24 protein-coding genes are annotated in these 19,414 nt (G+C 52.7%); 6 read left to right on the top strand and 18 right to left on the bottom strand.

The window, feature by feature from the left end:
• Positions 1-10 precede the first annotated feature (10 nt).
• Entirely contained in the window at positions 11-1,144 is a 1,134-nt protein-coding gene (locus DXU84_RS09545) for a glycosyltransferase family 4 protein (protein ID WP_112150892.1), read from the top strand.
• A gap of 48 nt (positions 1,145-1,192) precedes the next feature.
• On the opposite strand, the gene mltC is transcribed toward DXU84_RS09545, so the two are convergent.
• The 3 genes from mltC to mutY all read right to left on the bottom strand — a co-directional run bounded on the left by mltC (position 1,193) and on the right by mutY (position 3,731).
• The gene (mltC, locus tag DXU84_RS09540) at positions 1,193-2,272 is read right to left on the bottom strand and encodes a membrane-bound lytic murein transglycosylase MltC (RefSeq protein WP_013576842.1); all 1,080 of its coding nucleotides are present in this window, start codon (positions 2,270-2,272) and stop codon (positions 1,193-1,195) included.
• Positions 2,273-2,348: 76 nt separating this feature from the next.
• Positions 2,349-2,621, bottom strand: coding sequence for an oxidative damage protection protein (locus tag DXU84_RS09535; protein ID WP_013576841.1), 273 nt, complete (start codon positions 2,619-2,621; stop codon positions 2,349-2,351).
• 33 nt (positions 2,622-2,654) lie between these two features.
• Positions 2,655-3,731 carry an A/G-specific adenine glycosylase gene (mutY, locus tag DXU84_RS09530; RefSeq protein WP_013576840.1) on the bottom strand — a complete coding sequence of 359 codons (1,077 nt, stop codon included), beginning with the start codon at positions 3,729-3,731 and terminating at the stop codon, positions 2,655-2,657.
• A 223-nt stretch (positions 3,732-3,954) separates the two neighbouring features.
• On the opposite strand from mutY, the gene trmB reads away from it, so the two are divergent.
• From trmB to DXU84_RS09510, 4 genes are all read left to right on the top strand, one after another.
• On the top strand, positions 3,955-4,674 hold the full coding sequence (trmB, locus tag DXU84_RS09525) for a tRNA (guanosine(46)-N7)-methyltransferase TrmB (RefSeq protein ID WP_013576839.1): 720 nt from the start codon (positions 3,955-3,957) through the stop codon (positions 4,672-4,674).
• Positions 4,674-5,000 (top strand): YggL family protein, encoded by a 327-nt coding sequence (locus tag DXU84_RS09520; RefSeq protein ID WP_013576838.1) that lies wholly within the window; start codon positions 4,674-4,676, stop codon positions 4,998-5,000. Before trmB ends, DXU84_RS09520 begins: the two co-directional genes overlap by 1 nt.
• A gap of 192 nt (positions 5,001-5,192) precedes the next feature.
• Positions 5,193-6,119, top strand: a complete 927-nt coding sequence (gene glsB / locus DXU84_RS09515) for a glutaminase B (protein WP_013576837.1) — start codon at positions 5,193-5,195, stop codon at positions 6,117-6,119.
• 24 nt (positions 6,120-6,143) lie between these two features.
• Positions 6,144-6,878, top strand: a complete 735-nt coding sequence (locus DXU84_RS09510; protein WP_013576836.1) for a DUF2884 domain-containing protein — start codon at positions 6,144-6,146, stop codon at positions 6,876-6,878.
• A gap of 81 nt (positions 6,879-6,959) precedes the next feature.
• Here DXU84_RS09510 and hemW read toward each other — a convergent pair whose 3' ends face one another.
• From hemW to DXU84_RS09480, 6 genes are all read right to left on the bottom strand, one after another.
• A complete protein-coding gene (gene hemW / locus DXU84_RS09505; RefSeq protein WP_121019745.1) occupies positions 6,960-8,096 on the bottom strand; it encodes a radical SAM family heme chaperone HemW in 1,137 nt (378 codons plus the stop codon).
• Positions 8,089-8,697, bottom strand: a complete 609-nt coding sequence (locus DXU84_RS09500) for an XTP/dITP diphosphatase (RefSeq protein WP_119261936.1) — start codon at positions 8,695-8,697, stop codon at positions 8,089-8,091. The genes hemW and DXU84_RS09500 overlap by 8 nt, the downstream gene beginning before the upstream one ends.
• 21 nt (positions 8,698-8,718) lie before the next feature.
• A complete protein-coding gene (gene yggU, locus DXU84_RS09495; protein WP_013576833.1) occupies positions 8,719-9,024 on the bottom strand; it encodes a DUF167 family protein YggU in 306 nt (101 codons plus the stop codon).
• Entirely contained in the window at positions 9,009-9,563 is a 555-nt protein-coding gene (locus DXU84_RS09490; protein ID WP_013576832.1) for a YggT family protein, read from the bottom strand. Before DXU84_RS09490 ends, yggU begins: the two co-directional genes overlap by 16 nt.
• A gap of 86 nt (positions 9,564-9,649) precedes the next feature.
• Positions 9,650-10,471, bottom strand: a complete 822-nt coding sequence (gene proC, locus DXU84_RS09485; protein ID WP_013576831.1) for a pyrroline-5-carboxylate reductase — start codon at positions 10,469-10,471, stop codon at positions 9,650-9,652.
• A gap of 72 nt (positions 10,472-10,543) precedes the next feature.
• On the bottom strand, positions 10,544-11,263 hold the full coding sequence (locus DXU84_RS09480) for a YggS family pyridoxal phosphate-dependent enzyme (RefSeq protein WP_153375529.1): 720 nt from the start codon (positions 11,261-11,263) through the stop codon (positions 10,544-10,546).
• Between the two features lie 22 nt (positions 11,264-11,285).
• On the opposite strand from DXU84_RS09480, the gene DXU84_RS09475 reads away from it, so the two are divergent.
• Entirely contained in the window at positions 11,286-12,308 is a 1,023-nt protein-coding gene (locus DXU84_RS09475; protein ID WP_013576829.1) for a type IV pilus twitching motility protein PilT, read from the top strand.
• Here the strand turns inward: DXU84_RS09475 and ruvX are convergent.
• The 9 genes from ruvX to DXU84_RS09430 form a co-directional block, all read right to left on the bottom strand.
• Positions 12,299-12,727, bottom strand: coding sequence for a Holliday junction resolvase RuvX (ruvX, locus tag DXU84_RS09470; protein WP_013576828.1), 429 nt, complete (start codon positions 12,725-12,727; stop codon positions 12,299-12,301). The genes DXU84_RS09475 and ruvX overlap by 10 nt on opposite strands.
• Positions 12,727-13,290, bottom strand: a complete 564-nt coding sequence (locus tag DXU84_RS09465) for a YqgE/AlgH family protein (protein WP_013576827.1) — start codon at positions 13,288-13,290, stop codon at positions 12,727-12,729. Before DXU84_RS09465 ends, ruvX begins: the two co-directional genes overlap by 1 nt.
• Before the next feature lie 128 nt (positions 13,291-13,418).
• Complete coding sequence (gshB, locus tag DXU84_RS09460; RefSeq protein WP_013576826.1) at positions 13,419-14,369, bottom strand: glutathione synthase; 951 nt, start codon at positions 14,367-14,369, stop codon at positions 13,419-13,421.
• An 11-nt stretch (positions 14,370-14,380) separates the two neighbouring features.
• Positions 14,381-15,112, bottom strand: a complete 732-nt coding sequence (gene rsmE / locus DXU84_RS09455) for a 16S rRNA (uracil(1498)-N(3))-methyltransferase (protein WP_013576825.1) — start codon at positions 15,110-15,112, stop codon at positions 14,381-14,383.
• An 87-nt stretch (positions 15,113-15,199) separates the two neighbouring features.
• The gene (endA, locus tag DXU84_RS09450) at positions 15,200-15,913 is read right to left on the bottom strand and encodes a deoxyribonuclease I (protein ID WP_013576824.1); all 714 of its coding nucleotides are present in this window, start codon (positions 15,911-15,913) and stop codon (positions 15,200-15,202) included.
• 93 nt (positions 15,914-16,006) lie between these two features.
• Complete coding sequence (locus tag DXU84_RS09445) at positions 16,007-16,528, bottom strand: SprT family zinc-dependent metalloprotease (protein WP_037033267.1); 522 nt, start codon at positions 16,526-16,528, stop codon at positions 16,007-16,009.
• A 90-nt stretch (positions 16,529-16,618) separates the two neighbouring features.
• Positions 16,619-18,013 carry a sugar porter family MFS transporter gene (locus tag DXU84_RS09440; protein WP_013576822.1) on the bottom strand — a complete coding sequence of 465 codons (1,395 nt, stop codon included), beginning with the start codon at positions 18,011-18,013 and terminating at the stop codon, positions 16,619-16,621.
• 308 nt (positions 18,014-18,321) lie between these two features.
• Positions 18,322-19,071, bottom strand: a complete 750-nt coding sequence (locus DXU84_RS09435) for a fimbria/pilus periplasmic chaperone (protein ID WP_119261931.1) — start codon at positions 19,069-19,071, stop codon at positions 18,322-18,324.
• 55 nt (positions 19,072-19,126) lie between these two features.
• A partial coding sequence (locus DXU84_RS09430; protein WP_305076204.1) for a CfaE/CblD family pilus tip adhesin occupies positions 19,127-19,414 on the bottom strand: 288 nt, incomplete at its 5' end.

The raw sequence follows: 19,414 nt of genomic DNA, 5'->3' as shown, positions 1-19,414 counted from the left end.
AACTATAATTTTGAACGGAATCGATAAGAAAAACACCATCGCAATCACCGCCAACACCAGTTGGTATCTTTATAATTTTCGTAAAAATACTATTCTTGCGCTGTTAGAGAGTGGCTATCAGGTTATAGCCATCTCACCTGTGGATGAATATACTCACCGGCTTGCTGAACTGGGATGTAAAACCGTTTCAGTGAAAATAGACTCTGGTGGGACTAGCATTATTAAAGATTCTATTACTCTGCTTTCGTCCTGGTATGTATTACGTAAAGAAAAAGTAGATGTCATTCTGAATTTTACACCTAAAAATAATATCTACTTTACGCTCGCAGCAAAGGTATTGAATATTCCAGCCATTAATAATATCGCCGGACTGGGCAGTGTTTTCATGAGCAAAGGGATGGTAAGGGTAATCTGTCAGCACCTGTATCGGTTCAGCCAGCGCTACGCGGCCAAAATATTTTTTCAAAATGAGGATGACCGCGAATTATTCCTGACTGAAATGCTGCCTGATTACTTACATACCGAACGTTTACCGGGTTCTGGGGTTGATCTGGTTCGTTTTAATGTGACACCGGCACCCGACGATGATGTCGTGCGTTTCACCCTGATTGCACGCATGCTTTATTCCAAAGGGGTTGAGCATTATGTTGAAGCCGCACGTAAACTCAAGAAGCGTCATGGTCAACGCTGCGAATTTCGCTTGTTGGGATTTCTGGATGTTAGCAATCCGGCAGCGGTGAAGACTGAGCGTATGGCCGCCTGGATTGAGGAAGGTAATATTCGATATCTGGGGACATCCGATAATGTTGAGCAGGAAATCGCGCAGGTTGATTGTATTGTGCTGCCTTCTTTTTATCGTGAAGGCGTGCCGAAATCATTACTTGAAGCCGGAGCGATGGGAAAGCCGCTGATTACCACCCGTAATATTGGCTGTCAGGATACGGTAGATGACGGGATAAATGGCTTTCTGTGTGAGCCGCAAGATACGGACTGCTTAACGCGGGCGATGGAGCGGCTCATTAATATGACTCATGTGCAACGCCTGGAGATGGGTAATGAGAGCAGGAAAAAGATGGTCAGGGAGTTCGATGAAAAGATCGTTATTTCCCGTTATCTGAAGGCGATCGAACAAGTCTTGCCCTGAAACGGCGGCTATTCTGCCTCCGTTTCAGGGCCATTTGCTGACAAAATGCTAATCCACGCGGCGATAGCTGCGCTGAGTATTGTTCACTTTATACAGATAGCGGCGCGATTCCCCGGACGGATGTTTGGTCGTCAGGGTGGTGTAGACATCGCCCGGTGACATATTGTTGATGATGTTAAACGCCTGAGTTTTATTACTTGAGAACACGCGCAACACGCTGCCCGCCCCACCATTATAAGCAGTAATCACCGCATAACGACGCGATGTCGGGTTGCTGATATTCCCCAGATACACGTTTTGCAACATCGCCAGATACGCGGTGCCGGTATTAATATTATTCTGCGGATCAAACAGATAGCTGCGACTCGGCTTGCCCCATTTCCCTTCGGATTTGAACACATCTACGCCTGCGGTGTGCTGCACAACCTGCATCAGACCCAGCGCATCAGCATTACTGACCGCATACGGGTTAAAGGCCGATTCTGTTTGCATGATCGCCAGTATCAGCGACTGATCGACACCATATTTCGCGGACGCTTCCCGGATCATCGGCAGGTATTTATGCGCACGCTGATTCAGGTGGTTTGGAACCATCTGAATCGTCACGGAATAAATCACGTGCAGACCGGACTGACGACGCATCAGCTTGTTCTGGATCAGATAGTCGGCAAAGCTGGCTGCGCGGCCTTCCCAGCGGATTGGCTGACCGGTGTTGTCGAGAACCTGACCGTACAACATCGGTTCACGGCTGATCTGGATATCGTTGACGTCTGAATAGAGATCAACGTTACCCGGGTCATCGCCCACCAGTAAGGTGCTGATAATTGCCTTACGCAGGCTGGCGGCCGGATCGGTGCCTGAAATGGTTTCGAGGGTGATGGTACCCGCATCAAAGTTGATGTGGCTGCGGGTGTAATACTGATCGCTATATTTCACGTAGTCTTTCGGACCCGCGATCAGCACTTCATTTATGCCCCAGATGTTTTCGATGTTATGGGCAAACTGCCCCATCAAAATATCGAATCCGTTGGTATCTTTCACATAAGCTTCGTTGAACTGGTTTTTCTTACTGCCGGAGCAGGAGATCAACATTGGCGCGATAATCAGCAAAGCTAAAATTTTCTTCATCTTACAAGCCGTTTCTGCTGAAAGAAGCAGGCGCCCGGAGCGCCTGCCTTAATGTTTCAACCATTGTTACAAATGATTATTTTGATGGCGGGGTGTAGCCTTCGATATGAACGTCCTGACCTTCAAACAGAAAATTCACCATTTCCTGTTCCAGCAATTTACGGTCATCCGGGTTCATCATGCTGAGTTTCTTTTCGTTGATCAGCATGGTCTGTTTGGCCATCCACTGTGACCAGGCTTCTTTGGAAATTTCATTGAAAATACGTTTGCCAATCTCGCCAGGGTACAACTGGAAGTCTTGCCCTTCGGCATCGCGCTTGAGAAAGGTGCAAAAAATCGTTCTGCTCATGCTAATTCCTTATCGATCGTTCTTTTGGGGCGGTTATTTGCCAGCGGTCTGCTTTGCTAATTGCATCAGCAAACGTTCTACCGGCGCAGCCAGCCCGACGGATTGTGGTTGCGCTAAGTTATACCAGAGACCCGCACCTTCATCCATGCAACCTGCCGGAGAACGCAGATTTAACCACATCGGGACGATATCCAGATGGAAATGGCTGAAAGTGTGACGAAAGGCGGTCTGCTGCTGCAACGCATTTTGCGTAACACCGTATTTTTGCAGCCCCAGCGTGAGTTCGTCTTCGGTCGAATATTGCGGGAAGCAGAACAATCCGCCCCACAGGCCGACGGACGGACGCTGCTCCAGCCAGACTTTATCCTCCTGCTGGATCATCAGCATAAAGGCCGTTTTTTCCGGTAACGTCGTCTTGGGTTTTTTCCCCGGATATTTTGCCCAGCTGTGATGTGCATAGGCTTCACAGCCTGACTTCACCGGACATAGCTCGCATTTCGGCTTACTGCGGGTACACACCATCGCACCCAGATCCATCATTGCCTGATTAAACTGCGCGACCCCTTCGGCAGGTGTGACGTCTTCACTGATCGCCCACAGTTTATTTTCGGTTTTCTTCTCGCCCGGCCAGCCGTCAACGGCGTAGCAGCGGGCCAGCACGCGTTTCACATTGCCGTCCAAAATGGGGTAATGCTGATTCAGTGCCAGCGACAAAACGGCACCCGCTGTGGAACGGCCAATGCCGGGCAGCGCAAGAATTTCATCAAAGGTTGTTGGAAATACGCCGCTGTGCTGGCTGACGATAGTTTGCGCTGCTTTATGCAGGTTTCGTGCGCGGGCGTAGTAACCCAGCCCGGTCCACAGATGCAGTACTTCATCGAGTGGCGCGGCGGCGAGATCAGACACCGTCGGGAAACGTTCCATAAAGCGTTCAAAATACGGGATGACAGTCGCTACCTGCGTTTGCTGCAACATCACTTCAGAAAGCCAGACTTTATAGGGGGTTTTTGCGATTTGCCAGGGCAGCGTTTTGCGGCCATAGCGCTGATACCAGTCGAGCACCAGCGGCGAAAAACTTTTTGCTTCCATAAAACCAGGGGTTTCCATCATGGGTGAATTACAGTCCGGCAGGGTTAAAAGACGGGGCTGATCACATCACAGTTCCCGTCTGGCTGTAAACCGGAACTTTCCGCACTGTATTGACGGATTTCCTGCCGTCAAACCTTGCTAATCGGGAGTAAGTTTGGATAATGCGCCTTTCCTTATATTCAGTGACCAAAGCACAGGCATCCGCGCGCGGGTACCGCGTCTTGCCAATCGGAGTGGAAACACCATGAAAAACGACGTCATTTCACCGGAGTTCGACGAGAACGGTCGCGCGATGCGCCGTATCCGTAGTTTTGTCCGCCGTCAGGGCCGTCTGACCAAAGGTCAGCAATTCGCGCTGGACAATTTCTGGCCGGTGATGGGCGTGGAGTTTCAGGCAGAACCTCTGGCAATTGATGCCTTGTTTGGTCGCCCGGCACCGGTTGTGCTGGAAATCGGTTTCGGGATGGGCACCTCGCTGGTCACGATGGCGAAACAGAACCCGGACCAGAATTTCATCGGCATTGAAGTTCACTCGCCTGGCGTCGGTGCCTGTCTTGCGACCGCGCATGAAGAGGGTGTCAGTAACCTGCGCGTAATGTGTCACGATGCGGTCGAAGTGTTGGAAAAAATGATTCCGGATGGCTCGCTTGACATGGTGCAGCTATTCTTTCCTGACCCGTGGCACAAAGCGCGTCATAATAAGCGCCGTATCGTGCAGCCGGAGTTCGTTGAGAAGCTGCGCAAAAAATTGAAAGTGGGCGGTGTATTCCACATGGCAACCGACTGGGAGCCTTATGCGGAGCACATGCTTGACGTCATGACCAGTTTAGAAAACTGGGTGAACCTGTCGCAGGAGGGCAATTATGTCCCGCGTCCGGAATCCCGCCCGGTGACCAAGTTCGAAATGCGTGGCCAGCGTTTAGGCCACGGCGTATGGGATCTGATGTTTGAGAGGAAGCAATAATGGCTACAAATCGCAGTCGTCGTTTACGTAAGAAGTTACACATTGCCGAGTTCCAGGAACTGGGCTTCTCTGTAAAATGGCGTTTCCCGGAAGGTACCGCGGTAGAAACCATTGACGAATCACTGGATAAATTCATTGACGGTGTGATCGAGCCAAACAAGCTGGCCTTCGACGGCAGTGGCTATCTGCAATGGGAAGGTCTGGTTTGCCGTCAGGACATCGGCCATTGCACTGATGAACAACGTGCGCTGGTCAAAAAATGGTTAGAAGACCATAAAATGGAAGACGTGGAAGTTTCTGAGTTATTCGATATCTGGTGGGACTGATTCTGCCGTCATCCTTCGAATTGTCTCTGCGTTGACTGCCTTCACTTACCCCGGTCACTTACTTTTGTAAGCTCCCGGGGATAAGTTCAGTTGTCGCCTTGATACAACTCGAATGATTTAGGCAGATCCTGAGGATCTCTGAATCTCATAAAGGTGCCTTCCGGCACCTTTGTTACATCTGGAGGCAGGACGTTGGGTACCGAACTTGATAACAGTTTGCTGGAAGATATTCTTGCGCAGGTCAGGCCGCTGATAGGTCGGGGTAAAGTGGCCGGTTACATTCCTGCTCTGGCGGAAGTCAGCCCCGATCATTTAGGAATCGCCGTGTGTACCACGAAAGGGGAGATCTTTCGTGCCGGTGATGCCGATATTCGTTTCTCGATCCAGTCGATCTCAAAAGTTCTCAGCCTGACGCTGGCGCTGACCCGTTATCAGGAAAGCGAAATCTGGCAGCGTGTCGGCAAAGAGCCGTCCGGTCAGCCATTCAATTCTCTGGTACAGCTTGAGCTGGAACAGGGTAAACCGCGTAACCCGTTCATCAATCCGGGCGCACTGGTGGTCTGCGATATGCTGCAAACCCGGCTTTCGGCACCGAAGCAGAGAATGCTGGAAGTGGTGCGTCAGCTGGCCGGATCGGCAGATCTCAACTACGATCGGCACGTTGCGCGTTCCGAGTTTGAGCACTCCGACCGCAATGCGGCGATTGCGTATCTGATGAAGTCTTTCGGTAATTTCGACAACGACGTCATCACCGTTTTGCACACCTATTTTCACTACTGCGCATTGCGCATGAGCTGTGAAGAGCTGGCGCGCACCTTTGTGTATCTGGCCAATAAAGGGCATCCGCTGGGTAGCGAGACACCGCTCATTGATGCCCGTCAGGCACGGCAGATTAATGCGATGATGGTGACCAGCGGTATGTACGATGGTGCGGGTGAGTTCGCCTATCGCGTCGGGATGCCGGGCAAATCCGGTGTCGGCGGCGGTATTATTGCCGTGGTGCCGGGGGAGATGTGTATCGCGGTATGGTCGCCGGAACTTGACGCGGCAGGGAACTCTTTGGCAGGTATTGCTGCCTTAGAACTACTGGCGCAACGTATTGGCCGTTCAATTTTTTGAGTTTGCTGTCTTAAGGGAGAGTACATGTTAGTAAAAAGTGGAGTGGTAAAAACCGGACTTGCTGCGTTGCTGGCTCTCAGTGCGTGGAGCGCACAGGCGGACTATCAGTGTGCCGTACAGCCTAAAGATGATGTGATCATTAAGCCGCAGACCGTTCAGGTGGTCGGCAACAGCGGTGATTTGCTGATCACGCCAAATGGTAACGTGACCCTCAACGGTAAAGACATGACCCTGAGCGCCAGACAGCGTCAGGAAGCGATCGATTATCAGGCCGGTTTGCGCCGCGACCTGCCGTGGATTGATCAGGGTGCGACGGCGCATCTCGAAAAAGGCCGCGTGGCGGTAGATCGGGTGATCGTCGAGAAACTGGGCACCGACAGCAACGTGCGTAACCGTCTGGTCACGCTCGACAAGCAACTGAAGCAACAAATGAACCTGATCATTGAGCACCGCGCCGACGGTCTGACCTTCCACCATAAAGCGGTGGATCAGGTTAAGCAAAACGGTCAGAAGCTGATGGAACAAACCATGGGCGGCGTGATGCAGGACAGCATCAACGAAATGGGCCTCAAACAGGCTACCAGCGGTGGGAATCCGTTGCAGGCGATGATGGGTAATCTTGGCGGGCTGCAGCAAGCCATTCAGGAAGAGTGGAACAAGCAGGAAAAAGAGTTCAAAGCCTTTGGCGATGACGTCTGTAAGCGTGTGACGAATCTGGATACTCAGCACAAAGCCTTGCTGGCGGATTTGAAAAAGTAACCGGCTAAATGACAGACACAAAAAAACCGCGATTACGCGGTTTTTTTGTTGGAAAACGAACCGTCCTTTGTGAACTGCACCTTACTCCCCCAAAAACAGCTCCAGCAGTGAGTTGAGGAATAATTTTCCTTTGCCGGTGATCTGCCAGTGCGTGGCGGTTTCCACCAGATATTCTTTGGTGATCGCTTCGTCAAGCTGTGCGCGTATCACCGACTCATCCAGCCCGGTATACAGACCAAACTCTTCACGCGGCGCGGCTTCCAGCAGGCGGAAGCGGTTCATGAAGAATTCAAACGGCAAATCTTCGGTTTCGACCGGATGTTGTTTGTCCATATAACGTCCCTGCATATAGCCGCGAGGATGTTTGGTTTTTACGGTACGCAGGATTTGCCCGTCGGGCTGCGTCAGTTTGCCATGCGCGCCACAACCGATGCCGAGATAATCCCCGAAGCGCCAGTAGTTCAGATTGTGCTGACACTGGTAGCCCGGTTTGGCATACGCCGAGGTTTCATACTGCTGATAACCAGCCGCAGTCAGCAACTGATCGCCTTGCTCGAAAATATCCCACAGTGCATCGTCATCCGGCAGGGTCGGCGGGCGCGAGGCGTACATTGTATTCGGCTCAATAGTCAGCTGATACCACGACAAATGCGGCGGGTTTAGTGCAATAGCCTGACGCAAATCGTCCAGCGCTTCTTCCAGCGTCTGATCCGGCAAGCCGTGCATCAGATCCAGATTGAAGCTGCGCAGGTTCAGGTCGGTCGCCAGATGCGCCGCGCGTGTGGCTTCGTCAGGGCCATGAATACGCCCCAGACGCTCCAGTTTCTGCGCATCAAAACTTTGCACGCCAATGGAGATACGGTTCACACCGGCGCGCTGATAGCCGCTGAAGCGGTCTGCTTCGACGGTACCCGGATTAGCTTCCATGGTGATTTCAGCATTAGCATCGAGCGGCAAACGCGCGCGCACGCCGTCGAGCAGATTCTGCATCGCTTCGCTGCTCAGCAGACTTGGGGTTCCGCCGCCGATAAAAATCGTCCCCACACTGCGTCCGCCCACCAGATGCAGGTCTGCATCCAGATCAGCCAGCAGATGCGCGACATAATCGTCATGCGGCACTTCACCCTTTAACGCGTGCGAGTTGAAATCGCAGTAAGGGCATTTTTGCACGCACCACGGAATATGGATGTAGAGACTCAGCGGCGGTAACTTACGCATTCTTTTGTACAGCCTCTTTCATCGCGGCAAGCAATAGTTTCAGTGCCTGTCCACGGTGCGAGACCGCACTTTTTTCTTCACGGGTCAGTTCTGCGGCGGTCTTGCCCAGCTCAGGAACATAAAAAATCGGGTCATAACCGAAGCCGCCTTCGCCTGCTTCGGCAAAGGTAATCTCACCAGCCCAACTGCCGTGACACACCAGCGGCGTCGGGTCTTCAGCGTGGCGCATATACACCAGCACACAATGGAACCGCGCATCGCGCTGACCCTGTGGCACGTCTTTCAGCGCCACCAGCAGTTTATCGAGGTTTTGCTGATCGCTGGCATCAACGCCTGCGTAGCGTGCGGAGTAAATCCCCGGCGCGCCGCCGAGAAAATCCACCGCCAGACCTGAATCATCAGCAATGGCTGGCAAACCGGTGACCGCTGCCGCATGGCGGGCCTTCAGGATGGCGTTCTCAATGAACGTCAGCCCGGTTTCTTCGGCAGATTCAACACCGAGTTCCGTTTGTGCGACCACGTCCAGCCCGAAACTGGCCAGAAGATGTGCGAGCTCACGCACTTTACCGGCGTTGCCGGTAGCTAATACGACTTTCTGCATGGGAGAGTCCTGACGTAAACGTTATTCTGCGAGCAGTACCGCGACCTCAGTCGGGATATTTTGCGGATGTGTAATGCGGACTTGTTTATGGCGGCCCAGTTCGCCCTTTTCAATGCTGACCTGACTTTTGGCGACTTTAAACTGTTTTGCGAGAAATTTCACCAGATGTGTGTTCGCCTGACCATCAACCGGCGGGGCGGTGATGGCGACTTTCAGTTCGTCGCCATGCAAACCCACCAGGCTGTCGCGGCTGGCTTTGGGCTGGATAACCAGCCGCAAAACCAGCGCATCAGATTGCCAGAACGCCGGGCTTAAAGCTGGAACCACAACGCACCCAGCAGATCCATCCCCAGATAATTCAGCATATAGAGGATAAGGATCACCACCATCGCCGAGAAATCGATGCCGCCCATCGCCGGAAGAATACGACGAATTGGCGCCATCAGCGGCTCAGTCAGCTGCATCAGCAGATAATCCATCGGCCCGCGGCCCTGGCTCACCCAGCTCATCAGCGAGCGGATAATCACCAGCCAGAACACCAGATAACCGGCTGCTTTAACCAGCCCTATCAGGCCAATCAGCAGGCTGCTCAGACCAAAGAAAATAGCGCCGCTTTGAATAAGCAACAGCAGCGGGAATTTGATGGTGCAAAGGATAAACGCCAGCAGCAAACTCGCGCTGTCAATCGGGCCCAGCGGCGGAATAATCCGGCGAAGTGGTCCGATAATGGGCTGAGTAATTTTCACCACGAACTGTGAAAACGGGTTATAAAAATCTGTACGTGCCCATTGCATCCAGATGCGCAGTAGCAGAACCATCACGTAGAGATCTATGAGGGTTTTAACCAGAAACGTCAGCGTTAACATAATTCTCCTATGCCCTTCATCCTTCGCGTGTCGCCTTGACGCAACACGAATGATTTTGGGCAGTGTTATTTTATTATTTGCTCTTATTAGAACAGTTTTTCCATTTCCTGCGCGCGGGTAATGGCGGCCTGCATGGCCTCGGAGACAATCTCCGGTAATTTACGGTCGGTGAAAACCTTCAGAGCTTCAAACGTCGTGCCGCCTTTGGACGTCACATTCTCACGAAGTTGTGACAATGGCGTGTCCGGACTGGCGGCGACTAAAGCACTGGCGCCGCTGGCGGCTTGCTCAACCAGCATCCGTGCGGTTTCAGCGCTGAAACCCAGACGTTGCGCTTCAGCCTGCATTGCTTCCATAAACAGGAAGAAATACGCCGGGGCGCTGCCTGCGGCGGCAATTACGTGGTTGATACCTTCTTCGGTATCGACCCAGCAAATTTTCCCGACGGCGGTCATCAGTTCGCCGCTGTAATCACGGTCTGCCTGAGAAACCTGAGAAGGTGCGTACAGGCCACTCATGCCTTTCCCGACCAGGGATGGCGTGTTCGGCATGATACGCACGATGTTCAGATTATCGCCCAGCAACTCGCAGAAGCGCGCCACACTGACGCCTGCGGCAATCGACAGTACCAGCTTGTCGCTAAAATCCACGTCTTTTTGCAGTGCTTTACACACATCGGCCATCATTTGCGGTTTTACCGACAAAACAACGACATCCGCCTCCTTTGCACAGCCGCTGTTATCGCTGCTGCTTTGCACGCCATATTTATCAGCCAGCGCATCGCGATGCGTGGTGGAAGGGGCACAAACGCTGATGAGATTTGCCGGATAGCCGCTTTCGACCAGGCCGGAAATAATTGCGCCCGCCATATTACCGGCGCCGATAAAACTGATTTTGCGATGTTGCATTCATGCTCCTTGCTTTTAATGGGGGCTGAATTGAGCCTATCAAGAGTAAAGCAGTAAACCCAAAGATAAAGGTTACTGTTTTATGCTGTAATCACGGGCACCGAAAATGGCGGTCCCGATGCGAACCATCGTGCTGCCAGCCGCAATTGCCGCAGGCATATCATCGGTCATACCCATCGACAGCGTATCGGCCTGCGGACAAATATTTTGTAAATCTTTCAGCGCATCCCGCATCTTGCCGAAGACCTCAAGCTGTCGCGCGTGATCCGTTTCCACTGCCGGAATCGCCATCAGGCCGCGCAGTGTCAGGCGGGGCATCGCCATAATCTGTCGGGCCAGTTCTGCGATATCGCCCACCGCAATGCCGGATTTACTGGCCTCATCGCTGATGTTGACCTGAATCAGCACCTGTAAAGGTGCTAAACCGGCCGGACGTTGTTCGTTCAGTCGCTGGGCGATTTTCAGGCGGTCGATGGTATGGCACCAGTCGAAATTCTCCGCCACCAGGCGGCTTTTATTCGACTGCAATGGCCCGATGAAATGCCAGGTCAGCGCAGGCTGATGTCCGGCAAAGTGGGCAATCTTATCCACGCCTTCCTGCACGTAGTTTTCGCCGAACGCTAACTGCCCGGCGGCAATCGCTTCTTCGACAGCGCTCGCAGGTTTTGTTTTGCTGACTGCAAGCAAGGTAATTTCTTCTGGAGACCTGCCGCAATGTTGTGCAGCGGCTGCGATTTTCTCGCGGACATTCTGTAAGTTCTGCTCAATAGCGTTTTGCTGACTAAGGCTCATAGGGACTCAGGAGGATTTCAACATGGATATTGATGGATTAGTGGGACGTAGTGTAAAGCAAAATGCCTCCGATCTGCACCTTTGTACCGGCTATCCGCCTGTGTTGCGCATTGACGGGGAATTATGTCGCTGTGAAGATCTGCCGGTGGTGGAGGCTTCGCAGATGCTGGGGCTGATCCATGCGTGGCTGGATGCCACTGAACAACATACTTTGCAGCTGGCCGGACAGGTGGATAAAGCGCTGACATTGGGTGATGGCGTGCGGATGCGGCTCAATATCTTTCAGCAACTGCACGGGTTGTCTGCGGCGCTGAGACCGGTGCCTGCCCGTTGCCCCGAGCTGGCTGCATTGAGGGTGCCGGATATCTTGCAGCATGTGATTATGCAGGAAGACGGCCTGATTTTGGTCACCGGTGCGACGGGCAGCGGGAAATCCACCACGCTGGCGGCGCTGATTGATCATCTCAACCGCCATGCGAAGCGCCATATTATTACGCTGGAAGACCCCATTGAGCTTATCCATACTGGCAGGCACTGTCTGATTCAGCAGCGCGAACTCGGGCTGCATACGCGTTCATTTGGCGAAGCGGTGCGCGGTGCTCTGCGTGAAGATCCGGATGTATTGTTACTGGGCGAACTGCGTGACACTGACAGTATCCGGCTGGCGCTGACGGCGGCAGAAACCGGACATCTGGTTCTCGCGACACTGCATACGCGCAACGCCACACAGGCCATTGACCGGCTGGTTGATGTGTTTCCGGCAGAAGAAAAAGCGTTTGTCCGCGCTCAACTGGCGGGTAGCCTGCGGGCCGTGATCGCGCAAAAACTGGCGGTGACTGAAGAAAAGGACGGTAGAAAAGCGGGAAGGGTAGCGCTTTTTGAAGTGCTGACTTCCACACCGGCGGTGTGCAATTTAATCCGTGAAGGGAAAACTCATCAACTGGCGGATATCCTGCAAACCGGCGCGCAGGCCGGCATGCAGACGTTCGCACAAAGCCGTCAGCAGCGGCAACGTGCGGGATTACTGGCGGAAGATCAGGACTGACTCCACTGTTTCTCGAACCAGCTTTCCAGAATAATGACAGCGGAAGCGGCATCCACGCTGCCTTTATCCAGCGCACGGAAACCGCCGCGATCGAACAAATCGGCGCGGGCTTCTACGGTACTCAGGCGTTCGTCGTGCAGTTCAACCTGAACGCCAAAACGGCCATGCAGACGGTTGGCAAATTTGCGCGCACGGGCAGTCAGAGGTTGTTCTGTGCCGTCCATGTTCAGCGGCAAACCGACAACCACCAGATCCGGCAGCCATTCTTTCAGCAGTTTTTCAATTTTCTGCCAGTCCGGTGTGCCGTCCTGCGCTTTAAACGAGGTCAGCGGACGGGCGGTGCCGGTGACTTCCTGACCAATAGCCAGACCGATACTTTTGGTGCCGAAGTCGAAAGCAAAAACCGTGCGGTTTGCCATTATGCATGCCCCGCATGGGTGGCGAGCTGTCCGACGTCAACGCCGATCATTTTCGCTGCTTCGCGCCAGCGGTCAGCAATGGGGGTGCGGAACAAAATATCGCTGCTGGCTTCAATGGTCAGCCACGAGTTTTCCAGTAATTCTTTTTCAAGCTGGCCCTGTTCCCATGCGGCATAACCCAGTGCCACCAGCACATCTTTTGGCTGATCGGGCGTGCCCAGCGTTTCCAGCACGTCTTTCGAGGTGGTGATCATCGTGCAGTCAGAGATGCGGATGCTGGAGCCAAAACCTTCGCGCGGCGTATGCAAAATGAAACCGCGATCGTCTGCCAGCGGCCCCCCGGAAAAAACCGGGCGATCAAGACGAATACTCAGGTCACGGGGTTCGGGGGTGATGTCGAGTTTGTCGAGTACGCTTTCAATGGTGAAATCGTCGACCAGTTTGTTAATCACCAGCCCCATGGCGCCGTCTTCATTGTGCTCGCAGATGTACACGACCGAACGTTTGAACTGGGGTTCATCCAGGCCAGGCATCGCAATAAGAAAGTGATGTTGTAGATTCATGGTATGCAGGATGTTTAACCTCAGAATTGAAATCAGTGCAGGCAGGCCAGTTTATTACGTCAGGCTCGCCAAAAAAAGCGGGTTATCCAGCAATGCTGAACAACCCGTTTATCGATTTTAATCTGTGCTTATCGTGAAGCCAGACGTTTCTCGATGGCGTCCATCAGCATGCCGGTGATGGAAATCGGGAAGGCGGCTTCGATTTCACGTGCACAGGTCGGGCTGGTGACGTTAATTTCCGTCAGACGATCGCCGATAATATCCAGACCGACAAAAATCAGGCCTTTCTGCTTGAGGATTGGCGCAACGGTACGGGCAATTGCCCAGTCACTTTCGCTCAGCGGACGGGCTTCGCCACGGCCTCCGGCAGCCAGATTACCGCGGGTTTCACCCTGCGCCGGAATACGCGCCAGGCAGTAAGGCACCGGTTCGCCGTCGACCACCAGAACGCGTTTGTCACCGTCCTTGATGGCTGGCAGGTAGTTTTGTGCCATACAGAAACGGCTGCCGTGTTCGGTCAGTGTTTCGATAACGACGGAGACGTTGGCATCTTCAGGTTTCAGACGGAAAATGGAAGCGCCGCCCATGCCATCGAGTGGCTTGAGGATCACGTCAGTGTGTTCTTTATGGAACGCTTTCAACTGCGCTGCATTGCGGGTAACCAGCGTATCTGGCGTCAGTTCAGGGAACCACGCAGTGAACAGCTTTTCGTTACAGTCGCGCAGGCTCTGCGGTTTATTGACGATCAGCGTGCCTTTTTCTTCGGCACGTTCGAGGATGTAAGTGGCGTAAATGAATTCGGTATCGAACGGCGGATCCTTACGCATCAGGATCACGTCCAGTTCCTGCAGGGCGATATCCTGCTCTGTGCCAAACTCATACCAGCCATCGTAATCCTGCTTCACGCTGAGTTTTTTGGTGGTCGCACGGCCTTCGCCGCCGCGCAGATACAGGGAATTCATTTCCATGTAATGCAGTTCGTAACCACGACTCTGCGCTTCCAGCAACATAGCGAAACTGGTGTCTTTTTTAATGTTGATGGAAGAGATCGGATCCATCACGATGCCAAGCTTAATCATTTGGTTTCCTCTTAACCCAGATCGCCGAAACGAACCTGTAAGGCTGTAATCGCGGTGAGTGCTGTGGTTTCTGTACGCAGAACACGGGGTCCCAGCAGGATATCAGTAAATCCGTAGCCGGAGGTCATTGCAATTTCTTCAGCGGATAAACCGCCTTCCGGACCGATCAGCAGGCGGACATGGCTTACCGGCAGCGGCAGGGTGTTAATGCTGTGGCTGGCGCGCGGGTGCAGGTTCAGCTTCAGGCTGTCGTCCTGCTCGTTGCACCAGGCTTCGAGCTGCATCGCCGGACGAATTTCAGGGATACGGTTACGTCCGCACTGTTCGCAGGCGGCAATGGCGATTTTCTGCCACTGCTGCAATTTTTTCTCCAGACGTTCGCCGTCAAGTTTGACGCCACAGCGCTCGGAAAACAGCGGAGTAATCGTATTCACGCCCAGCTCAATAGATTTCTGAATGGTGAATTCCATCTTCTCGCCACGCGAGATCACCTGACCAAGATGCAGATTCAGCGGGGATTCATTATCCGCCAGCACCCCCTGATTCAGGCTGACACTCACACTTTTCTTATCAACCTGCGTGATGCTGGCTTCGAAGACCTGGTTGCTGCCGTCAAATAACTGAATCGCCTGACCCGGCTGCATACGCAGAACGCGCCCGACGTGATTGGCGGCATCTTCGCTCAGCGCAATCTCGCTGTGAGCGGTCAGGATTTCCGGATGATAAATGCGGGGTATGCGCATGTGTGACTGCTGTCCTTAAAGTGGTGAAGTGGGCTATTTTGGCAACTGTTGCCAGCCCTGTCGCTGACTATTGTGCCCTATAGTAGGTTAGCTTTTTCTTTGCACGCAAGCCTGCTGAACGTAAGGGTTGTGATTCCCCTGCACCCTGGCAATGCGGTTATCGCGTTCACATTCCCATGATGTGACCGGATACTGGCGATCCCAGGCGGTAAACAGCTGTGTCTGCTGGCGGGATAAATTCAGTTTGTACTGGTCACGCATGTAGAAGTAAGTGCGCGCAATGGCCCCACGGGCGCGGGCTGGCGGCTCGGCGGCTTTGGCTTTGAAGTCGATTTTCATTTCACAGCGGCCATACTGACCTTCGCCACCGTTCCACTGGCTGTACATGAAATTATTGCGGTCGCCGTTCACTTCACCGATGGCCGGTTCAAGGTTGTGCAGGTCAGTTTCAACCTTGCGATAGTCGGCGCTTTTCGCGCAATTTTTGCGCCCGCCATCCTGCCAGCATTGCATCTGGTGGCCGAACTGCCACGCGGGAACCACATGTTCCCATTCGATCCGGCTGGCGCGCTGTTCACTTTTACGTACCGCGTAACCGCAGGATTGCAGATCCGGCGTGCCTTTTTTCCCCTGCCAGCTGATATCGCAGCCGCAGTAAAATGTTGGCGCGCCCTGATTGATTTTCACGGCAGCGGCTTTGGCCTGACTGAAGTTATTGATGGCGTTGCCGGACTGGCTGAAGGCGCTCAGCGGTGTCAGCGCACTGATAAACAGAAAAGATAAGAACGTTTTATGAAACATGTTTCTGAAAGACCCAAGACTAAAAGGCCGGAAGGGTAACGGATGCGGCGCGATGTGACAATGGGACTTTGCTGCTAATGAGTGATTGAAAAATCAGCAATTAGTGATGCCGTTAGCGTTAAAACGTAACAGTTCGCCGCAATGGCGGCAGCGGTATTCCGACTCCTTGCGCATCACCTTATTGTGGCGTCGCACGGTCAACTGGTGGTCGCGGCAGGCGCATAAATACGGATAGGTTTTACTTTGCACGGATGCCACTTCGAACTTGTGCGTTCTGCTCGCTGAGACACCCAGCACATGTTCCATCATCCAGCGCCACTCTTTGCCGTGCGGTGCAGGAGCGCGACCAAAACGGCGGTATACCAGCAAATGGGCCAGCTCGTGTGGCACCACTTCATCGATAAACGGTTGCTGATTTTCCAGCAGTAATACCGGATTAAGGCGGATTTGCCAGTGTTGCAGATACGCGCTTCCCGCGCTGGTGCCGCGTTGCTGATAGCTGATTTCCGGCTCCGTGTAATCGGTGCCAAAAAACTGATTTGCCATCTGGAGTTTTTCCCGCAGGCAGCGCATAACGGCTTGTTGCAGGGCGATGGGGAGACGTGAGGTTTTCATCTGGCGAAGGATAAATCTGGCGGGGGAGAGATGCAATATGGAATTCCTCCCCTTTGCAGGGGAGGAATGGCAGGCTTATTTATTGCTAACTTACTTACCGATGTCGCGCAGGGCTTCACCTTTCATCAGGTTGCGTTCGATGTGTTCCAGAGAGACGTTTTTGGTCTCAGGGATCAGCGCAATGGTAATGAAGATAAACACCACGTTCAGCGCCGCGTACACCCAGAAGGTGTTGGCGTTGCCGAGGCTGTCGAGCATGGTCAGGAAGGTTGCGCCGACAATCATGTTGGCGATCCAGTTGGTCGCAGTAGACACGGTGATACCAAAATCGCGGCCTTTCAGCGGCTGAATTTCAGAACACAGTACCCAAATCAGCGGACCAGCACTCATCGCAAAACCAACGATGAACATCAGCAGCATTGCAATGGAGAAGTATTTCGCCGCATCGGATTCGACACCGATATGCAGCATAGTACCCAGCACACCCATACCGACTGCCATCACCAGGAAGCCCAGTTTCAGCGTAGGTTTACGGCCCCAGCGGTCAACCAGACCGATGGCGATGAACGTCGCCAGAACGTTAACCAGCCCGACGATCACCGTGCCCCACATCTGTTGAGAGGTGCTGGCGAAACCGGCGATGCCGAAGATTTTTGGTGCGTAGTACATGATGACGTTCATACCGGTGAACTGCTGCATGACCTGCAACAGAACGCCGAGGTAAACCGCACGACGGAAGTTTTTGTTATTAACGAACAAACCCCAGCCGCTTTGTTTTACTTTCAGACTTTCACGGATTTCATCCAGTTCATGTTTTGCCTGCTCACTGGAATCACGCAGTTTTTCCAGTACGCGGCGTGCTTTACCGTCATCGCCACGAGCGGCCAGCCAGCGCGGGCTGTCCGGCAGAAAGAAGACGCCAACCAGCAACAGCAATGCCGGAATGGTGATGATGCCCAGCATCCAGCGCCATGCACCGGTGTAGCTGAACGCGGTATCCGACAGGTATGCGGCCAGAATACCGATGGTGATCATCAGCTGGTACATGGAAATCATGCTGCCGCGGATTTTTTCCGGTGCGATTTCTGACAGGTAAATCGGTGCGGTGTAAGAGGCAATACCGACAGCCAGACCCAGCAGAACACGGGCAACAATCAGCACTTCTGTGTTGGGCGCAAAGGCGGAACACAGGGAGCCGACAACGAACAGAACTGCGCCGATCATCAGGCTGAATTTACGTCCCAGACGGAAGTTCAGCCAGCCACTGCCGACAGCACCGACGGCGGCACCAAACATCATGGAGCTGACAACCCATTCCTGTTGGTGGTTAGTAATCTGGAAGTCATGGCTGATAAAGGGCAGGGCGCCCGCGATGACGCCGATATCTAAGCCGAACAGCAGTCCGGCAAGTGCAGCAAGAAAACAGACAAAGAAAGTGACGCTTTTGTTCGAGCGTTTTCCTTTGGTCGAAGTTGAGTTGTTCATCCGGTCTCCAAAATAATGCAATCGTTTTGAGTTTGTAATAATGCTTAGGCTGTTATGTTATTAACCCTGCACACAGCTTAACGTGAACCCGGTCACAGTGTTGTAATCGTTTACACTAATAGGTGTGGCTGGGTATCTTGTTTCTGAAGGGTTTCAAACGGATAGCGTAACAGGAAGGAGATGTGCCTGAGAGTAATAGCCCATAAATTGATTTATATCAATCAATACAGTGTTTCAAACTTTTACATATACAAATAACTTATTAATTTATAACAAATTATTTTCTGTAACCGTTTTCATTTTAGCCATCATCTGGCCATAAAACTTCCCGCTTCCTGCTTTTGAGTGTAATCGTTGAAATACTCAATTCGGACTTTTTCAGACGATGCTGAAGCCGAAAATGGTAACGATGGGCTGTATGGCTTGCCCGGATAGACGTTTTTCTTCAGCTCTTTCCACTGGCACCGTGCTTCCTTTTTATCGCTGTCACACAGGCCAATACGCTGTACCAGCAGATGGATATTGCCGGTATTGGTAATTTGCTGAGTAGATGGATCCCAACCCAGTCTGGCGACCGGTTTTGCTGGCGGCACCATGACGACGACCCCCCAGACAATGGTCAGGTTCAGTTCGCTGGTGAAATTTTTGTTGCTGGCAGGGTTTTTGAATTCTTCCGGAGTCATTGACTGAAAATGCACGCGGTAGATTTTTTCTTCGTTGCTTTCACCGAGGCCGACGATCCTCACCGGCTGGCTGTTACCGGCGGGCAAACCAAATTTTAGCGGCGAGACCACCAGACTGTTTTGTGCGCCCTGTGGTGCAGGCGTTTCACTTTCCTGTGGTGTGCCGGGGTTATGAACCTCGGTGATTTTTCCCTGAATATACTGGGTAGTTTCGCTTTTAGAACTGATGACCAGTGCAGCAGCATGTTGTTCGTTAAGCGTTACTTTCATCGGTGAAACGGTGATGTTGGCAAAACACAGGACAGGTATGGTCAGCATCAGTAACGGGAGCAGTTTCAGGTCTGAGACCCGCCTTTGTATTTGTGATCTGCGCATAAAAATCCTTACGTGAATGCGGTGATGAAGTGCAATCCGTTGCCAGGAGAATCTCCTAAAGCTGCGGCGTAAAATTCACAATCAGATGTCCGGTATAATGCCCAGCTTGTTTACTGTTGATATCCATTGTCTTGGTGCTGAGTTCCAGTGGTGCAGGAACACACAATACTGCCTGTGGGATCCCGGGCAGATGCACTGGCCGGGTATGAGCGGTCTGAATATCAGAAATTACCAGATCATCACCGCGTATTACGCTGACGTATTTACCGTCGGGTGCCTGCATTCGCACATAATAATCAATGCGTCCTGAATCCAAATTAGTGTCGCCGTGATCAGAATAAAT

It is taken from the genome of Rahnella sp. RcJ3, assembly GCF_009498575.1.
Classification (GTDB): domain Bacteria; phylum Pseudomonadota; class Gammaproteobacteria; order Enterobacterales; family Enterobacteriaceae; genus Rahnella; species Rahnella aceris.
This window is presented reverse-complemented; position numbering and strand designations above follow the sequence as displayed.

Bases quoted from the DNA above. Each gene is read 5' to 3' on its own strand.
- mltC (WP_013576842.1), bottom strand. From the start codon at position 2,272: ATGAAGAAAATTTTAGCTTTGCTGATTATCGCGCCAATGTTGATCTCC.
- DXU84_RS09535 (WP_013576841.1), bottom strand. From the start codon at position 2,621: ATGAGCAGAACGATTTTTTGCACCTTTCTCAAGCGCGATGCCGAAGGG.
- mutY (WP_013576840.1), bottom strand. From the start codon at position 3,731: ATGATGGAAACCCCTGGTTTTATGGAAGCAAAAAGTTTTTCGCCGCTG.
- trmB (WP_013576839.1), top strand. From the start codon at position 3,955: ATGAAAAACGACGTCATTTCACCGGAGTTCGACGAGAACGGTCGCGCG.
- DXU84_RS09520 (WP_013576838.1), top strand. From the start codon at position 4,674: ATGGCTACAAATCGCAGTCGTCGTTTACGTAAGAAGTTACACATTGCC.
- DXU84_RS09510 (WP_013576836.1), top strand. From the start codon at position 6,144: ATGTTAGTAAAAAGTGGAGTGGTAAAAACCGGACTTGCTGCGTTGCTG.
- hemW (WP_121019745.1), bottom strand. From the start codon at position 8,096: ATGCGTAAGTTACCGCCGCTGAGTCTCTACATCCATATTCCGTGGTGC.
- DXU84_RS09500 (WP_119261936.1), bottom strand. From the start codon at position 8,697: ATGCAGAAAGTCGTATTAGCTACCGGCAACGCCGGTAAAGTGCGTGAG.
- DXU84_RS09490 (WP_013576832.1), bottom strand. From the start codon at position 9,563: ATGTTAACGCTGACGTTTCTGGTTAAAACCCTCATAGATCTCTACGTG.
- proC (WP_013576831.1), bottom strand. From the start codon at position 10,471: ATGCAACATCGCAAAATCAGTTTTATCGGCGCCGGTAATATGGCGGGC.
- DXU84_RS09480 (WP_153375529.1), bottom strand. From the start codon at position 11,263: ATGAGCCTTAGTCAGCAAAACGCTATTGAGCAGAACTTACAGAATGTC.
- DXU84_RS09475 (WP_013576829.1), top strand. From the start codon at position 11,286: ATGGATATTGATGGATTAGTGGGACGTAGTGTAAAGCAAAATGCCTCC.
- ruvX (WP_013576828.1), bottom strand. From the start codon at position 12,727: ATGGCAAACCGCACGGTTTTTGCTTTCGACTTCGGCACCAAAAGTATC.
- DXU84_RS09465 (WP_013576827.1), bottom strand. From the start codon at position 13,290: ATGAATCTACAACATCACTTTCTTATTGCGATGCCTGGCCTGGATGAA.
- gshB (WP_013576826.1), bottom strand. From the start codon at position 14,369: ATGATTAAGCTTGGCATCGTGATGGATCCGATCTCTTCCATCAACATT.
- rsmE (WP_013576825.1), bottom strand. From the start codon at position 15,112: ATGCGCATACCCCGCATTTATCATCCGGAAATCCTGACCGCTCACAGC.
- endA (WP_013576824.1), bottom strand. From the start codon at position 15,913: ATGTTTCATAAAACGTTCTTATCTTTTCTGTTTATCAGTGCGCTGACA.
- DXU84_RS09445 (WP_037033267.1), bottom strand. From the start codon at position 16,528: ATGAAAACCTCACGTCTCCCCATCGCCCTGCAACAAGCCGTTATGCGC.
- DXU84_RS09440 (WP_013576822.1), bottom strand. From the start codon at position 18,013: ATGAACAACTCAACTTCGACCAAAGGAAAACGCTCGAACAAAAGCGTC.
- DXU84_RS09435 (WP_119261931.1), bottom strand. From the start codon at position 19,071: ATGCGCAGATCACAAATACAAAGGCGGGTCTCAGACCTGAAACTGCTC.